Here is a 15,707-nt window from a genome sequence, read left to right on the forward strand (position 1 = left end):
GAGAACGGCGAGCCAGCCGGTTGTCATCGTGCCGACCACCGAGCAAGCCGCACGGTCGTGTCCGCATCGGCTGCGGGCGAAACAACGGGCGGCGATACTTGTCGGCATGACTGACAACGGCGATATTCGCGTCGAGATCGTGCCGCCGCCTGGATACGCGGGGGATCTCGGTCCCTCCGATCTGGTGGACAAGTTCGGTGATCGGGTGGGAGAACTGGGGGAGGCGTTGGCGGGTATCGCGTCTCGACTGCGCGAGAGCCTCGCGAGTCAGCTCGACGAGCCGTCCGAGGGCGGATGGCAGTTGTCCGAAGCGAGTCTGCAGTTCTCGCTGAACTTGGAATCCGAGGTCGGTGTCATCATCTCGAGGGCGAAGGCGGGCAGCACCTTTCAGGCGAGTCTGACCTGGTCACGGCGCGACAACGCCGTCGGGTAACCGGTCTGCCGGGTGCTGCTCGCGCTGCAGCATGACCGAAGTGCTCGGCTCATAACCCGTTTTCCACATGTCGACCAGGATCAGCAGTAGTGCGGTGAGTCGCGCGGGCGTGAGTGCGCCCGCGTGCTTGCTCACCAGGTATTGAACGAGTTCGTTGCGCATCCCGTTGCTGTGCTGGAACGACATGGATTCGGCGTGGCGTCGGTAGAGCTGGCCGACGATGGGTAGGACATCGGACGCATAGCCGGAAAGATCCATGCGCAGTTGTAGCTCCCAGTCTTCGAACGCCGGCAGGTTCTCGTCGTAGCCGCCGACCTCATCGAGTGCCCGCTTGCGATAGAGCACCATGGATTTGAGGTGCGTGTGCAGGACGAGGTTGAGCTCGGGAACCATGCCCGCCGGGACGTAGACGAGGTCGAGGAGTCCCGAGTAGCGGACATAGCCACCCACGTAGCCGAGTGTGTCATCGCTCCGCATGGCGGCGACGGCGGCGGACAGGAAGCCGGGACGAATCCGGTCGTCGGCGTCCAAGACGAGCACGAGATCCCCTCGGCTGCTGCGGATTCCGGTATTCCTAGCGGCCGAGAGGCCTCGATTCGGCTGCCGGATCTTCGTCACGCCGGACATGTCGTCCAGCACCGCGGCGGTCTCCGGGTCGGTCGATCCGTCGTCGACTACGACGATTTCCACATCCGCATAACCGGATTCGCGTACCGACGCCACCGCCGCGGGCAGAAATCGGCCATAGTTGTACAGCGGAATGACCACGGAGACCAGCCCGGTCGGCGTCGGCAATCGTGCTGGCGGCGACGCCGAATGATAAGCGGCGGTGAGACTTTCCGCGATCTGAGCGCAGGCGTGATCGGTGCGGACGGCCGCGCGTGCGGCAGATCCGAGTCGTGCGGCGGCCTCCGCGTCCAGCATCGCGTCGATGATCGCCGCGGCGAGCGCGTCGGCATCGCGGACGGCGACGATACGTCCGGTTCGGTCGTCGTCGACGAAACCCACGCCGACACTGTCGTCGGGAACGATGAGAGGGCAGCCGACGCTCATGGCCCACAACGCATCTGCCGGTGTACTCGCGGAACCCGCGGCCAGCACGCAGAGCATCGCTGACTGTTCCCGAACGGCGTCCGGGTGCATCGGCCCGGCGAAGGTCACGGCCCGGCGCAACTCCGCCGACAGGCGGGCATGGGTGTGCCGCCAATAGGACCTACCGACCGGATCGGTAGGGGTATCGCTGCCACGTAACACCAAGCGCGCGTCGGGTATTCGCGCCACAACGAGCTCCATTGCCCGCATCATCGTATCGATACCCGCTCCAGGGCAGAGTGTTCCGAGCCAGAGAATCGTGCCCGAGGCCCGCCAAGCGATACGGCGGTTCCCCGGATCGAGATCCGGCAGGGCAGGCGGGTACGCCCGGACCCGGCCACCGTGGTCGGTGTCGAGCCGGGTCGCGTTGCCGCCGCAGGTCAACACGAGATCCGCGTGCCGCCGCGTGTACCGCTCGGCGAACGTGGTCAGTTCCCTGTGGAATGTCGCTGGTCGCTGAACCTGGGGACCGTCGCTCGCGCTCGCCCAGGGGTGTCGCGACACCACGATGCGGCTGGTGTGGAACTGTCCGAGCAGCCGATGGGCGCGCAGCACCGTCAGCCCCTCACCACCGGCGTCGAGAAAGTCGATCACATCGAGCGGCGAACCCTCGTGGAGCAGCCGTAGCGTGTCGTACACCCGATCCGCGTAGGACTGCTCGTCGGTGAAATACCAATGCCCTTCTCGCTCCGGCAGCGTCGGTTGCCAGTGCAGCCCAACGATATTCCGCAGCATTCGCGTCCACGGCGCCGCGAGCCGTTCGCTGATCAGGTGTACCTCGTGGCCGTGCCGCGCCATGGCGGCGGCCACGGCGAAGACGTGGGCGTCCGGACCCGTCATCGTGCCGATGGCGAGGTCACGGCATACGTATGCGATACGCATTATCCCCCCTTCGCGACCGCGTCGTCGAGGATCGGACGCAGCCAGACCGGGAAGTACCCGGGACCGGCTCGGTCGATCAACAACTCCGCGATGCGTCGTACTTCCGTCCAGTCGGATGCCGATTCGTCGTCCGATCGCAGCGTGGCGAGCCACCGTCGCGTCCGCAGCAACCAGGGTTGGTCGTCGAGTTCCTCGAACATCGCCGCGGCCGAGGTGAATCCGGACAACGCTTCGTCCGCGTTCCCGGCGCGGAGCCGGGTCAGCGCCGTGCCGTACCGCAGTCTCGCCTTCATGCGGTCCTCGCCGGTCGCGTCGTACATCTCGTTCGCACGCGCGTATTCCGCCAGTGCGGCGGGAAAGTCGCCGAGCGCACGCAACGCGCTGCCCCGCGTGCGCCACACCTGCGCGCGGCCGAGATCGTCGTCGCTGTCGTCGAAGATGCGTTCGCATGCGGGCAGGGCCGCGAGCACCTCCGGCCACCGCCGCTGATGCCCGAGCAAGCGCGCCTTGAACAGGTCGACGATCCCGGTCCACCTGGCGTCGCCGGCCTTCACGCACAGCGGCCTCGCCTCGTCCAGGTCGGCTGCGGCCTCGGTGAGGCGGCCCAGCTGCAGATGCAGCACCGATCGGGTGTGCAGTCCGCGTCCGCAGGCGGAATTGTCGTCATGAGCACGGAAAATCGGCAGGCACAGTCGAAGATTGGCGTCGGCGGCGGCCAGCCAGCCCTGGTCCCGGAGGACGACGGCGTAGTTCTGTCGAGTGGAGGCGAGCACCAGTTCGTCGTCTCCGCCGGTGAAGAGGTCTATGCACTGCTCGAGCAGCGGCTTGGCCACGGCCAGCCTGCCTCGGTCTCGTTCGACCACGGCGAGGCTGAGTGTGGCGCGTGCCTGACGGTCGGACATCCCCAGTTCGGTGTAGCGGTCGATGACGTCGTGTAGCCCCGCGACCGCTTCCGCGTAGGCGCCTTTGCCCATGTAGTAGCCGGTGTAGGAGTAGAGGACCCCGGTCTCGGCCACGGTATCGGCGGCCGCGCGGCTGGCGCGGAGAGCCAGATCCTTCATTTCCAGCGATTCCTCGCCGTGGCGCTGCGCGACGAACAGACCGTTCAGCACGTCGACGAGACCCCAGACGTAGGGCCACAGTTCATCGTCGTAAGCCTGGCGTGCGGCGGCGACCAACCCGGGACGCTCATCGGCGAACCACTCCGCGGCACTGATGCTCCGGGTCGACGAGAGTATCTCGGCGGGCGGACGCCACACGATCGGCACGGACTCGGCGAGAAAGAGATCCTTGCCCGGCCCGAGTGACGCCATCGCCTCGAGCAGTAGCGTCAGGTATCCGCTGAACAGCCGGCTTCTGCTCTGCGACCGTTCGTGATCGGAAAGGCGCTCGGCCGCTTTCTCGCTCGCGTACACCCGTAACAGGTCGTGGCAGCGGAATCGGTGACCACCGGTGAGATCCAATCGGGCAAAGGCGACCAGTTGCGCGTCGACGAGTTCGTCGAGCAGTTCCTCCGCGTCGAACAACGGAATGTCCAGCAAACCGGCGAGCGTCCAGGCGGGAAAGTCGGGAGCGCGAATCGCGCCGAGCGCCGCGAACGCGGTCGCGAGTTCGGTATCGAGCGCTGTGTAGCTGCTGTCGAAGCTCGCGCGCACCGCGAGATCGTCGACAGCCAGTACCGACAATCGGCGGCGCTCGTCGGCCAGCCGGCCGGCGAGGTGCGCGATGGTCCAATGCGGACGGGATCGCAGCTGAGCCGCGGCGATCCGGATCGCCAGCGGCAGATTGCCGCACAGACGCGCGACCTCCTCGATGCCCGCGCGATCGGTGGCCCGACGATCGGCGCCGAGCATCGCCGCGAGCAGATCGGTTGCGTCCTCGGGAGACAGCGTGCCCAGCGGCACTGTGATCGCATCGTCTATGGCTCCCATCGGCCGCCGCGACGTGACGAGGACGCGGCAGCTCGATGTGTGCGGAAGCAGCGCCCGCACCTGCGCCGCGGAACTCGCGTTGTCGAGGACGATCAGGGCTCGCTTGCCGGACAGCAGGTTTCGGTATTGCTCGGTGCGCGCTTCCACGGTGCCCGCCACCGCGTCGGCGGGCAAGCCGAGCGCGACGAGTAGTCGTTCGAGCGCATCGGCGACGGCGATCGGTCGTTGATCCGCACCGCGCAAGTCGATGTGCAGGCGGGCGTCCGGAACCGCGTCGGCGACGAGATGGGCGATGTGGATGGCGAGCGCGGACTTGCCGACCCCGGGTTGGCCATGGATGGCGACGATCGGCGCGGCGCCCGGCGCGGTCAGCGCGGCGACCAGTTCTTCGGTCTCCGCGCTGCGTCCGGTGAATTCGCGCCGGTCCGGCGGTAGAGCCGTCTGACGACCCGCGGCCGACGCGCCGATGACCAGGCCGGGTACGGCGACTCCCGTGGCGTCCAGTACCGGTGCCGCGCCGACGGAGTCGAGCGACGCCCGGATCGCCGCGAGTGGACAGGCGAATACGATGCCGCCGACACCGCGCTCGGGCGCGTCCGGATTCGGCGGGTTGTACCTGATCAGTCCGATCACGCCGGGTGCACTGCCCGCGAATACCGGCGATCCGGAGAAGCCGCCGAGGGCGAGGCCGCCGACCGCCTGTTCGGCGTAAAGCTGAATCGCCGGTACGCCACGCAATTGCCCGTCCACCGCGGTGATCGTCCCGGACACAGTGACGCGGCCCAGATCGGACAGGCTGGCCGGAAAACCCGTCGCACGCCAGAATCGTGCGGTCACCTGGGTCGCCAACGGGAGCGGATCGATGAGATCCGGCCTGGCCTCGTCGAGCCGGAGCACGGCGCAGTCGGCGGCTGGATCACCCGCGGCGAATCGTGCGGTGAGGGCGGTATCGCCGATATTCCACACTGTCTGCGGGAAATGTATTTCGCCGGTCCGGCGATCGCCGACGCAGTGAAAGGCCGTCACCAATGTCGAGTGGTCGACGGCGAACGCCGTGCCGAGAAACCGCTCCCGCGGTCCCGCGCTCAGCAGTCGTCCCACCGACTCGCTCATGCCGCCCCCGCCAGTGCGCGAAAATGTCGAACCGGGTCGAACCGGGCGAGCCCCAGTTCTCGCACCGGTGTGGCCTTCAGGGTGGCGGCCTCCTCGATCGCATTCGCGAGAACCGTCGCCGCTGTCGCGTCGCACGCGCCGGGATCCACGGCGGCGATGCGGCCGGAGGAGCCACACAACGCGGCTTCGGCGCACGTCCCGCCACGCCAGGCGAGTGCGGCGACCGGCGTACCCGCACGTAATGATTCACCGAATACCGCCGCGCCGGCCTCGACATAGTCGCGGGCGCAGGTATATACGAACACCCGGCCCTCGCGGAACGCTGCCGTTTTCGCGGCGCCGCCGAGTTCACCGACGAATTCGACGTGCTCGGCGGCGAACAGTTCCCGGTGTTGCCGGACGTAGGATTCGTCGAATACGGGCCCGGCGATGCGTATTCGCCTGCCGAGCAGGCGTGCGGCCAGAATCGCAAGGTGCGGTGCTTTCACGGGCTCGATGCGGCCCACCCAGACCAGATCGGAGCCGTCGACGGCCGACGGCTCGTCTGCCTCCAGATCGAGGTGCACCGCCAATTCCGCCCGTGGACGCTGTCCCGCGTAGCGCACCATCATTTCCGGCGAATAGCAGTACAACCGTGATCGGCGACCGTCGAACGTGCCGTCGGGCTGCGGTTTGTCGGCGCCGTGCTGAAATGCCACCACGGCACAATCCAGTGTTTCCCACGTGTGCCGCCACGTGGGCATGGCCGGGTATTCGTGCCATGCCACGAGCAGGTCGTATCCCGTGGCGCGCAATTCGGCTCGGCCTGGGCCGCTGAGCATTTCGAGTCGGGTCGGCCGAACGGTCCAGTCGTCCGCGAGTTCGCCGCGCCACTGCGGGCCGATCAGATGCACCGTGGCCCCCGCGCGGCGCGCGCCGACCGCCGCCGCCCACAGCCAGCGTTCGATGCCCGCATAGCCGGTCGGCGGAAATGCGTACTTGCTCGGAAAATCGCAGACGCCGACCAGCATGCGATCAAGATTAGTTCACGGGCGGGTCCGGGCAAGCCGGATCGGCGTGAAACCTGTAGCGCGAGAAACGATCTGCGCGGGACCGTGGGCCGGTAGTTCGTCGGGTCGCCTCGGCTCAAGGCAGCCAGGTGATCCGGCCGCCTTGGAAGTCTTGGGCTTTGCCACCTTCGTAGTCGTACTCCTCGCCGGTGGGGTAGCCGTAGCGGCCGTTCTCCGCGCCCGCGCGGACCCAGTCGTCGCGGATGGCGCCCCAGACGGCGTGCGCGCCGGTGCGCGGGGACCAGTAGACGGCGCCGCCGGTGAAGAGGTTGTAGCGGCCGTTGCCCGCGGAGGTGGCTTCGTCGGTGATGGGGAAGCCGAGGGCGCCGCTTTCCCAGCCGAGCGCGCCCCACTTGTCGCGGATGGCGCCGCCGACCTGATGGGAGTCGGTGCCGAGCGACCAGTAGATGGATCCGCCCTGGAAGTGGTTGAAGCGGCCGGGCCCGCCGGGCGTGGCGAGTTCCCCGGTGACGGGGTAGCCGAGCACGCCGTTCTCCGAGCCGAGCGCGCCCCACTTCTTCCGGATCGAGCCGCCGATCCCGTGCGCGCCGACCTCGGGATGCCAGTAGATGGCGACATCGCGCTCGAAGGTCTGGTAGCGGCCGCCGCGACCGGCGTCGAGTTCGGGGGAGACCGGGTCGCCGAAGACGGCGGGCCCGCCCGCTTGGTCGTATTCGACCTCGATGGCGCCCCCGACCTCGAAGGCGCCGATCGGGCGCGCGGTGGCGGCGCCGATGCCGGCGGTGAGCGCGACCGCCAGCGCGGCGGTGACGAGCGCGCCGCGACGGGAAGCGGACGGGCGGGTGATGCGACGTTGCCGAGCCAAGTGAACTCCCTGACAGGTGGGTACCGGATGGCGGACCGGGAGCGCGACGCGCCCGGCGCTGACGTGCGAAGACAGCCTACTGGGCGGCACGGGACCAGATCCGTCCCCGGCCTGCGCACGGCCGGAGAAAGTGACGGCACACGGGCACCGGACCGCCGGTGCCGGTGTCGTCATCGACACGAGGTCCATCGGCGATCCGCGCTCGGTCGTTAGCGGACTGCGCGATCTCGTCCGCTTCGTCCTGTTCCGGTCGATGCCTCGGCGGTCACGGCTCGCACGGGCACCTCGTCCGATTCTCGTATTCGACACTTCGACGGTCGTGGTACACGTCGGAGCTTGGCCGAGTCCCGGTGGGAATCCGCGCCGAGGCTTACGTGGTGGTGACGGTCAGGATGTCCTCGATCGGCAAACGCGGCGTCGGCGGCATGGGATCGGGCTCCGGCGCGGAGCCGACCCGGACGACGACCTGGGGTCGCAGGTGGTGGGGTAGCAGTCCGGCGATCACGCGGCGCGCCGCGGGCAGCTCGGTGATGTGGGTGAGCGGGCAGGTCGAGAGTCCGGCGCCGGTGCATTCCAGCAGCACCGCCGACAGCGCCTCGCCGGTCCGCAACCAGTGCGCGGGCGAGTCCTCGGCCGAGCTCAGCGTCAGCAGCCGGGCCCGATCCTCGGGCGTCGCGCGGCGGGTGGTCCCCGGTGCGGTGGGGAAGTCGCGGCGCACGGGCACGCGTCCGGCCTCGGCCGCGGTGGCGAGCGCGGTCGGCGGAATGCCCTCGGGGAGATCGAAATGCCCGGTCCACCAGCGCAATTCGCTCTGATACGGCTTGTCGTAGCGGCGCAACGCCTCGGCCTGATCGGAGGCGGCGGCGAGCCGCTCGCGCACCGAGCCGGGCAGATCGTCGAGGGTGACTTCGCACGTTCGCGCCACTTCGGTGACGCCGGGCAGCAGCGCGTCCCAGCCCTCGGGTTCGTCCATCGGGAGCCGGTCGGAGTACCTGCGACCGATGACTTTGGCCTGCGTGCGAATGCGTTCGGGCGGGTCGGACCAAGGCCGGAAGGCCAGCGCGGCCAGATAACGCGGCCGCGCTGGATCGGGCAGGCGCACGACGTCGGTGTGCCAGCCGTTCGCGGCGAAGGCGGTCCTGGTGTGGTGCAGCATGGCGCCGCAGCTGATCACCTGCTGGCGACCGTCCGGGTCGGCCATCGGCAGCGACCGATCGGGATCGCTGTGCAGGTGCAGCCGCTTGCCGTCGAAGATCAGGCGCCAAGGCTGGGAGTTGTGCAGGGAGGGAGCGCGGCGAGCGATCTGCAGCGCGGCGGCGACGGCCGATGCGTCGGGAACTGCAGATCCGGCACGAGCGTTTTCTGCGGTCATGCCTATCGAGTATGGCACGAGGTGACCGGCTGTTTGCGGACCCGTTGCGGTGGGCGGCGAACAGTGACCGAGCCGCAGGTAGGCGCGCCTTTTCTGGGAATCGCCGATATGGCGCCGTCCGCTGTGTTGTGCTCGACTCGTGAGCCAAGTGCACTTGGGGCACATCTTTCACGTCGCCGGGCGCCCCACCGTCCAGAACGCGGCGGACGCGCTGGTCTCCGTGCCGGACGGCGCGTTGGTCGTCGGTGACGACGGTCGGATCGCCTCCTGCGGCGGCCGCGACGAGATTCCCGCCGAATTTCGCGGTGCGGACGAATTCGACCACCGCCCAGGCTTCTTGCTTCCCGGTTTCGTCGACGCGCACATCCATTTCCCGCAAACCTTCGCCGGTGACGCCTACGGTGGCGGCCAGCTGCTCGAATGGCTGACGCTGTGCATGTATCCCGCGGAATCCCGGCTCGCCGATCCGATGTACGCACAGCGGGCGGCCGTCGAATTCTGTGCCAGGCGCATCGCCGTGGGCACCACCGCCGCGATGGTGTTCGGGTCGGCCTTCCCGCACGCGCAGGACGCGCTGTTCGGCGAGACGCGCCGCCGGGGGCTGCGCATGGTCGGTGGTCGCGGTATTCAGACCACGGGGGAGGAGGAGTCGGTCGCACCGCTGTTGACCTCCGAGGACGAGGCGATCCAGTTGACCAAGGCGGAGATCGACACCTGGCACGCCGCCGACACCGGCGACGTCGACACCGCTTTGCTGCACGTGGCGATCGTGCCCCGCTTCTCGCTGTCGGTGACCCGCGAGACGCTGCACAACCTCGGTGAGCTCTACGACTCGGTGCGCGGTCGCGGCGTCTATTTCCACAGCCACCTGAACGAGAACAACCGCCCCGGCACCGGCGAGGTGGACAGCACCAAGCAGGCGTACCAAGTGGATTCGTACCTCGACACCTACGACGGCAAGTTCCTGCCCGGCTCGCAGGTCGGCGGCAAGAGCCTGCTCGGCAGGCGCAGCATTCTCGCGCACTGCGTGCACTGTCAGGACGCGGAACTGCGGCGGCTGAAGCAGACCGGCAGTTCGATCGCGCACTGTCCGGTGTCCCAGCAGTTCCTCGGCTCGGGGACGATGCCATGGAAGCGGACGATCGCCTCCGGCGTCACGGTGGCGGCGGGCACCGACTACGGCGGCGGCGACGAATGGTCGATTCCGCGGGTGCTCGCGGCGGCGTTCAAGGTGCACATCTCCGAATCGGGCGCGGACGGTGTGTCGATGCATCCGGCCGAGATGTTGTTCACCGGAACGCTGGCCGGTGCGCGGGCCCTCGACATGGAGAACCGCTTCGGGAACTTCGATCTCGGCAAGGAAGCCGACTTCGTCGTGGTCGACCCGGCGCGCGAACAGGCGCTGGAAAGCGCACTGGCGCAAGGGATCCGGTCCGACCACCCGATCCTGGCGCGCGATCAGACGCTGTTCGCGTTGCTGATGGGAATGGGCGAGGCGGCGGTCGCGCAGGTCTACGTCCAGGGTCGCCGCATCGACGACCGTTAGCGGACCGCCGATGAACGCCACCGCCGTCACGGTCTTCCACCGCCCACCGGACGCCGAGTCCTTCGAAGCCTGGCTGGATTGGATGGGCGAAACCGCCTTCGCCGCAGAGGGATTCGTGGAGTGCTGTCGTGCGGTGAGCGACGATCCCGCGCTGGAACCCGGATTCAGCGTCACCTTCCGCTCCGAGGCGCTGGTGAACGAATTCCTGGACTCGGCGGCGAGATCCCGGGTGCTCGCCGAGGGCGAAGCGCTCGGAATCCAGCGGAAGAGCTCGGATCTGGTCATCGTCGAGGGTGAGTTGCCGCCGCCGGGTGTCGGGATGTTCCACCACAGCGTGGCCGACGGTAAGGCCGCCGATTTCGTTGCGGCGGAAGCGGAATTGGTCACTTTGAGCGCCACGTTCCCCGGATTCGAGGGCGTCGCGCTGTTCTGTCGCGGCGACACCGGCCGGTGGTTCTCGGTGCTCCGATTCCGCACCGCGCAGCATTTGTCGGACTGGATGCGCTCGGAGCAGCGGGCCGCGGCCCTGCCCGCACTGCGCGCCGAACTGACCGAGGATTTCTCGGTTGTCGCGCACACCACGCCGTTCGGATCCACGCTGCGCACCGTCGACGGGCGGACGCGGGTGACGCCCACCTGGAAGATCGCGATGCTGGTGCTTCTCGTGCTCTATCCGACAGTGATGACGCTGTCCCGTTTCCTCGGCCCGGTGCTCGACGAGAACGGAGCGCCGCCCTGGCTGGCGATGTGGTTGAGCCAGATCGTGAGCGTCGCGCTGATGAGCTACATCCTCTCGCCCGCGGTCGCGGCCTGTTTCCGGCGCTGGCTCGATCCGGTCGACGGCGCGGGATGGCGGATCAGCGCGCTTGGCGCCGCCATAGTCGTCGTCCTATACGCACTGACGTTGCTGCTGTTCGCCACGGTGAAATGGCTGCACTACTGGGACTACAACCGTTGAGCGTGCCCGCGTGTCACTGGGACATTGCGGTGCCGCCGATCGAGACGTAGACCAGCATCACCATGAACAGGAACCAGCCCGCGCCCTGCCAGATCGGCCAGACCCGGCCCTGCCGCCAGCGCAGATAGGTGATCACGAACGCGCCGATCCCACCGGCCAGCAGGATGACGGCGGGGACGAGCAGGACCGCGATGCCCGAGGCGGCATCGCACAGCAGGGGACCGGACAGGCACTCGTCCCGCCCGGCGGCCCAGACCGCGGCAACCAGAGCGACGAGTGCGGTCGTACCGAGAATCGCGAGGTCGTAGCGGACGGCCTGGCGTAACCCCTCCGGATCGGACCAGCGCTTCTCGACATCGTTCACCATCCGGCTCACCTCCGCTCGCGGTCACGGGAGTCGGCGACACCCGTGACCGGAGTTGCCGGACCGGCCGGTCTCAAACGCGAGCGGTCAGCGCGTGGCCGACAGATCCGGCGGGTCGGTGTGGTGATGACGCATTTCGAACCAGTAGGTGGCGAACACCGTGCCGTAGGCGGCAACGACGACGGACGCGGTCACAACGAGCATCAGCAACAGCAGTGGAAGCAGAAAAGCCATGTGCCCTCCCCGGAATTGGTGTGAGGTCGGCGTCGAACAGGGACGGCGCCGCGTCGCGCCCGTGCCCTTTCTTCCATCCCCCTGCACCCTTCGAATCCTAGAACTGCGGGGCTCATGTGGCACGGGTGAACAGCTGTGAGTCGGGTCATGCCGATTTCGGTGTGTCTGCCACATCACATGATCTTGCTGAGGTTGAATTGAACAGGTCGACGAGTTTTTCGAAGTAACGCGCCCTCGTGAAGACGAATCCCCAGCATCACCTCAGCATCCGCGAAGGAGCATGACAGTGAGCACGATCCTCTGCGCGCTACACGACACAGTCCTCGCGCAGGTGAGTAATCCGACCCCGGAAGCGCCGCCGCTGGCGGACAAGCTCATGCAGATGGGTCGGTACTTCACCTGGCTGGTCCAGCTGTCCGGGATCACCGCCATCACCTACGGCGGTGGCCGTTTCGCCTGGGAGAAGTGGAACGGCGGCGGTTTGCAGTCGCCGAAGATGATCGCCAGCGCGATGGCGGGAGGTGCTGTCGCCACGAGCGCGGGGACGATCATGAACGCGGTGATCTAGCCGCCGGAAGGGTCGCGCACCGCGGACGGAACCGACTCCGCCCGCGGTGTGCGACCCTTTTCACATCGCTTATTAGTTGTGCGCAACTTAGTTGCTCGCTACTGTTCATGGGGCACGGCAGGTTCTCCCAGAAAGGCACCCCATGAACACCCTCTACACCGCACAGGCCACCGCGACCGGCGCCGGACGCGGCGGACAGGTCCGCTCCTCCGACCAGGCGCTCGACCTCGAACTGAGCGTGCCGAAGGAGCTCGGCGGCGCGGGTGGCGCGGGCACCAACCCCGAGCAGCTGTTCGCCGCGGGATACGCCGCGTGCTTCCACAGCGCGCTGCAGCTGGTCGCCCGCCGCGAGAAGGTGAAGATCGCGGACTCCTCGGTGACCGGCGCGGTGGGCATCGGCCCGAGCGGCGACGGTTTCGGCCTGGCCGTCACCCTCACCATCGACCTGCCCGGCCTCGAGTCCGGTGTGGCGCGCTCGCTGGTCGACGCGGCGCACCAGGTCTGCCCGTACTCCAATGCCACCCGAGGCAACATCGACGTCGAGCTGGTCGTCGCCTGAATCCGCAAGTCCGCGAAGTAGATTCGAAGCGCCTGAGCCCCGCTCGCGCCCGCACCGGTTTGTCCGGTGCGCGCGGCGGGTAGGTGAGAAGCGTCCCCTACCGGCGAAGGAGGCGCTCATGACATCGGACAGCACGGTGGCGACCGAGGTGGCGGCGGATACCGCGGTCGGACGGCTGCGCAGCGTGGTGCTGGACTGCCCGGAGCCGCGCGAGCTCGCGAAGTTCTACGCCGCGCTGCTCGGCGGGGTGGTCATCGACGAGGAGGACGAGGACGACACCTGGGTGGTCGTCGTCGACCCCGACGGCAGGCGCCTGGCCTTCCAGACCGCACCGCGCTACAAGCCGCCGCGCTTCCCGGATCCGGAAGCGTCCCAGCAGATCCACCTCGACATCCTGGTCGACGACATCGACGTCGCCGAGACCAAGGCGCTGGCGCTCGGCGCGCGTCCGGTGCAGGCCAGCGACGACGACCGGTTCCGCGTCTACGCCGACCCGGTCGGGCACCCTTTCTGCCTGGTCTGGTCGCACGGCCGATGAGGCCGTGTCGGATACAACTCGCGCGGCGTGGGTAGGCGGGCGGTATGACCCAGACACGCCCCCTCGCCCTTGTCACCGGAGCTTCCAGCGGAATCGGCCTGGAACTCGCGAAGCAGTTCGTGGAACACGGTTACGACGTCGTGGTGGCCGCGGAGGACGCGGCCATCGAGACCGCCGCCGATCAGGTGCGCCGGCCCGGCGTGGAAGTCCGCGCGGTGCAAGTGGATCTGCGCACGCCCGAAGGCGTGGAGCGGCTCTACTCGGCGGCGACCATGGACGAGCGGCCGCTCGACGCCGTCGCGTTGAACGCGGGCGTCGGCCGCGGCGGCGACTTCGTGGCGACCGACCTCGACGACGAACTCGACATCATCGCCCTCAACGTGCGCTCGACGGTGCACTTGGCCAAGCTCGTGCTCGGCGACATGGTGCGGCGCGACACCGGCAAACTGCTGTTCACGTCCTCGATCGCGGCGACGATGCCCGGCGCGAAGCAGGCGGTGTACAACGCGTCGAAGTCGTTCGTGCAGTCCTTCGCCGAGGCGCTGCGCGAAGAGACGCGCGGCACCGGCATCACGGTCACCGCGCTGATGCCGGGTCCGACCGACACCGACTTCTTCCGCAGGGCCAAGATGCTGGAGACCGTGGTCGGCAAGGGACCCAAGGACGACCCCGCCGACGTGGCGCGCCAAGGCGTCGAGGCGTTGCTGCGCGGCGACCAGAAGGTGGCGGCCGCCTCGCTGGGCACCAAGGTGCTGACGACGATCAATCACGTCCTCCCCGATTCGGTGAAGGCCGCGGCCAACCGCGTCGCCTCGGCGGCTCCGCTGCCGCACCGGCACTGAGCCGTCCATGGCCGTCGCGTTGAACCGCGTCGTCCGCACGCCCCTGCTGTACTTCTTCATCCTCGGCGACGTGCTCGGCGCGGGGGTGTACGTGTTGATCGGCGAGATCGCGGGGGCGTCGGGCGGCGCGCTCTGGCTGCCGCTGCTCACCGCGCTCGTGCTGGCCTGCCTCACCGCGGGCTCCTACGCCGAGCTGGCCACCAAATACCCGAGGGCGGGCGGCTCGGCGCACTACGTGACTCGGGCGCTCGGTCCGGCGGCGGGCACCTTCGTCGGATTCTGCATGCTCGCCGCGGGCGTCGTCTCTGTTGGCGCGTTGGCCAGGGGGTTCGCGTCCGACTACCTCGCCGCGCTGGTGACCTTGCCGACCCTCGCCGTTGTGGTGGTCTTTCTGTCCGCCCTCGCCGCGCTGAATCTGCGCGGCATCAAGGAGTCGCTCGGCGCGAACGTGGTCGCCACCGCGATCGAACTCGGTGGCCTCCTGCTCGTCATCGGCCTCGGTGCCTGGGTGCTGCTGCGCGGCGACGGCGACCCGAGCAGGCTCACCCAGGTGGAGACGGCCGAGCGAGGAGCGGTCGGCGCGGTGCTCGCGGGCGCGGTGCTCGCGTACTACTCGTTCGTCGGCTTCGAGACCTCGGTGAATCTGGCCGAGGAGGTGCGCGATCCGCGCCGCACCTATCCGCGGGCGCTGTTCGGCGCGCTGCTCACCGCGGGCGCGGTGTACGTGCTGCTCGGTGCGGTCGCGGGAGCTGTCGTGCCCACCGAGGTTCTCGCCGAATCCAGCGGCCCGCTGCTGGAGGTGGTCCGGGTGGCGGGCGGCGTGCCGGAGCGCCTGTTCGCGGTGATCGCGCTCGTCGCCGTGGCGAACGGCGCCCTGCTGACCGGCATCATGGCCTCGCGGCTGGCTTACGGCATGGGGCGCGACGGTCTGCTGCCCGCCGCGCTGGCCAGGGTGTTGCCCGGCCGCCGCACGCCGTGGGTAGCGATCCTCACCACCACCGCCGTGTCGCTGGCGCTCGCGCTGACCGGTGAGGTGGGATCGCTCGCCGAGACGCTGGTGCTGTTGCTGCTCGTCGTCTTCACCGCGGTCAATGCCGCCGTGCTGATCCTGCGCCGGGAGCCGGTCGACGCCGAGCACTTCCAGGTGCCGGTGGTGGTGCCTTGGCTGGGCCTCGCGTCGTGTCTGTTCCTGTTCACCCGCATCGGCGCGGAGGTGTGGTTGCGCGGGGCGATCCTGCTCGGGCTCGGGTTGCTGCTCGGCGTCGTCAACGCGTTCCGTTCGCGTTCGACGAGTGGGCCGGAATCCGCGGACGAGCCGACGCGGGTATGAGCTACAGGGCATGCCGCGTCCCACCCGTGTCCGCGCTGCCGACCGGCCATCCAGTAGCTTGGCACGCAGG

The 15,707-nt window shown here is 68.6% G+C and carries 15 protein-coding genes; 8 read left to right on the top strand and 7 right to left on the bottom strand.

Features of this window, described 5'->3' with window-relative positions:
* The first annotated feature begins 106 nt into the window (after positions 1-106).
* Positions 107-433, top strand: a complete 327-nt coding sequence (locus tag T333_RS21470; protein WP_357249827.1) for a CU044_2847 family protein — start codon at positions 107-109, stop codon at positions 431-433.
* On the opposite strand, the gene T333_RS21475 is transcribed toward T333_RS21470, so the two are convergent.
* The 5 genes from T333_RS21475 to T333_RS21495 form a co-directional block, all read right to left on the bottom strand.
* Complete coding sequence (locus T333_RS21475; protein WP_357249824.1) at positions 407-2,407, bottom strand: glycosyltransferase; 2,001 nt, start codon at positions 2,405-2,407, stop codon at positions 407-409. The genes T333_RS21470 and T333_RS21475 overlap by 27 nt on opposite strands.
* A complete protein-coding gene (locus T333_RS21480) occupies positions 2,407-5,451 on the bottom strand; it encodes a trypsin-like peptidase domain-containing protein (protein WP_496425603.1) in 3,045 nt (1,014 codons plus the stop codon). The genes T333_RS21475 and T333_RS21480 overlap by 1 nt, the downstream gene beginning before the upstream one ends.
* Positions 5,448-6,461 carry a glycosyltransferase gene (locus T333_RS21485; RefSeq protein ID WP_496425604.1) on the bottom strand — a complete coding sequence of 338 codons (1,014 nt, stop codon included), beginning with the start codon at positions 6,459-6,461 and terminating at the stop codon, positions 5,448-5,450. The genes T333_RS21480 and T333_RS21485 overlap by 4 nt, the downstream gene beginning before the upstream one ends.
* Before the next feature lie 115 nt (positions 6,462-6,576).
* Positions 6,577-7,326, bottom strand: coding sequence for an LGFP repeat-containing protein (locus T333_RS21490; protein ID WP_496425605.1), 750 nt, complete (start codon positions 7,324-7,326; stop codon positions 6,577-6,579).
* Between the two features lie 370 nt (positions 7,327-7,696).
* Positions 7,697-8,698 (bottom strand): Acg family FMN-binding oxidoreductase, encoded by a 1,002-nt coding sequence (locus T333_RS21495; RefSeq protein ID WP_496425606.1) that lies wholly within the window; start codon positions 8,696-8,698, stop codon positions 7,697-7,699.
* A gap of 139 nt (positions 8,699-8,837) precedes the next feature.
* Between T333_RS21495 and T333_RS21500 the strand changes: the two genes are divergently transcribed.
* Positions 8,838-10,244 (top strand): amidohydrolase family protein, encoded by a 1,407-nt coding sequence (locus tag T333_RS21500; protein ID WP_496425607.1) that lies wholly within the window; start codon positions 8,838-8,840, stop codon positions 10,242-10,244.
* 10 nt (positions 10,245-10,254) lie between these two features.
* On the top strand, positions 10,255-11,202 hold the full coding sequence (locus T333_RS21505; RefSeq protein WP_496425608.1) for an antibiotic biosynthesis monooxygenase: 948 nt from the start codon (positions 10,255-10,257) through the stop codon (positions 11,200-11,202).
* 13 nt (positions 11,203-11,215) lie between these two features.
* On the opposite strand, the gene T333_RS21510 is transcribed toward T333_RS21505, so the two are convergent.
* On the bottom strand, positions 11,216-11,569 hold the full coding sequence (locus tag T333_RS21510) for a hypothetical protein (protein ID WP_355002875.1): 354 nt from the start codon (positions 11,567-11,569) through the stop codon (positions 11,216-11,218).
* 84 nt (positions 11,570-11,653) lie between these two features.
* Positions 11,654-11,800: a hypothetical protein gene (locus T333_RS21515; protein ID WP_355002874.1), complete on the bottom strand. Its 147-nt coding sequence runs from the start codon at positions 11,798-11,800 to the stop codon at positions 11,654-11,656.
* Between the two features lie 286 nt (positions 11,801-12,086).
* On the opposite strand from T333_RS21515, the gene T333_RS21520 reads away from it, so the two are divergent.
* From T333_RS21520 to T333_RS21540, 5 genes are all read left to right on the top strand, one after another.
* Positions 12,087-12,368, top strand: a complete 282-nt coding sequence (locus T333_RS21520) for a hypothetical protein (protein ID WP_355002873.1) — start codon at positions 12,087-12,089, stop codon at positions 12,366-12,368.
* 142 nt (positions 12,369-12,510) lie between these two features.
* Positions 12,511-12,927, top strand: a complete 417-nt coding sequence (locus T333_RS21525) for an organic hydroperoxide resistance protein (protein ID WP_496425609.1) — start codon at positions 12,511-12,513, stop codon at positions 12,925-12,927.
* Positions 12,928-13,045: 118 nt separating this feature from the next.
* Positions 13,046-13,465 carry a VOC family protein gene (locus tag T333_RS21530; protein WP_355002872.1) on the top strand — a complete coding sequence of 140 codons (420 nt, stop codon included), beginning with the start codon at positions 13,046-13,048 and terminating at the stop codon, positions 13,463-13,465.
* A 44-nt stretch (positions 13,466-13,509) separates the two neighbouring features.
* Complete coding sequence (locus T333_RS21535; RefSeq protein WP_355002871.1) at positions 13,510-14,307, top strand: SDR family NAD(P)-dependent oxidoreductase; 798 nt, start codon at positions 13,510-13,512, stop codon at positions 14,305-14,307.
* A gap of 7 nt (positions 14,308-14,314) precedes the next feature.
* Positions 14,315-15,637: an APC family permease gene (locus tag T333_RS21540; protein ID WP_496425610.1), complete on the top strand. Its 1,323-nt coding sequence runs from the start codon at positions 14,315-14,317 to the stop codon at positions 15,635-15,637.
* Positions 15,638-15,707 lie beyond the last annotated feature (70 nt).

This window comes from Nocardia sp. CNS-044 (assembly GCF_059570515.1).

Excerpts from the sequence above, each read along its gene's own strand:
- T333_RS21470 (WP_357249827.1), top strand. The coding sequence starts at position 107 with ATGACTGACAACGGCGATATTCGCGTCGAGATCGTGCCGCCGCCTGGA.
- T333_RS21475 (WP_357249824.1), bottom strand. The coding sequence starts at position 2,407 with ATGCGTATCGCATACGTATGCCGTGACCTCGCCATCGGCACGATGACG.
- T333_RS21480 (WP_496425603.1), bottom strand. The coding sequence starts at position 5,451 with ATGAGCGAGTCGGTGGGACGACTGCTGAGCGCGGGACCGCGGGAGCGG.
- T333_RS21485 (WP_496425604.1), bottom strand. The coding sequence starts at position 6,461 with ATGCTGGTCGGCGTCTGCGATTTTCCGAGCAAGTACGCATTTCCGCCG.
- T333_RS21495 (WP_496425606.1), bottom strand. The coding sequence starts at position 8,698 with ATGACCGCAGAAAACGCTCGTGCCGGATCTGCAGTTCCCGACGCATCG.
- T333_RS21505 (WP_496425608.1), top strand. The coding sequence starts at position 10,255 with ATGAACGCCACCGCCGTCACGGTCTTCCACCGCCCACCGGACGCCGAG.
- T333_RS21510 (WP_355002875.1), bottom strand. The coding sequence starts at position 11,569 with ATGGTGAACGATGTCGAGAAGCGCTGGTCCGATCCGGAGGGGTTACGC.
- T333_RS21515 (WP_355002874.1), bottom strand. The coding sequence starts at position 11,800 with ATGGCTTTTCTGCTTCCACTGCTGTTGCTGATGCTCGTTGTGACCGCG.
- T333_RS21525 (WP_496425609.1), top strand. The coding sequence starts at position 12,511 with ATGAACACCCTCTACACCGCACAGGCCACCGCGACCGGCGCCGGACGC.
- T333_RS21530 (WP_355002872.1), top strand. The coding sequence starts at position 13,046 with ATGACATCGGACAGCACGGTGGCGACCGAGGTGGCGGCGGATACCGCG.
- T333_RS21535 (WP_355002871.1), top strand. The coding sequence starts at position 13,510 with ATGACCCAGACACGCCCCCTCGCCCTTGTCACCGGAGCTTCCAGCGGA.
- T333_RS21540 (WP_496425610.1), top strand. The coding sequence starts at position 14,315 with ATGGCCGTCGCGTTGAACCGCGTCGTCCGCACGCCCCTGCTGTACTTC.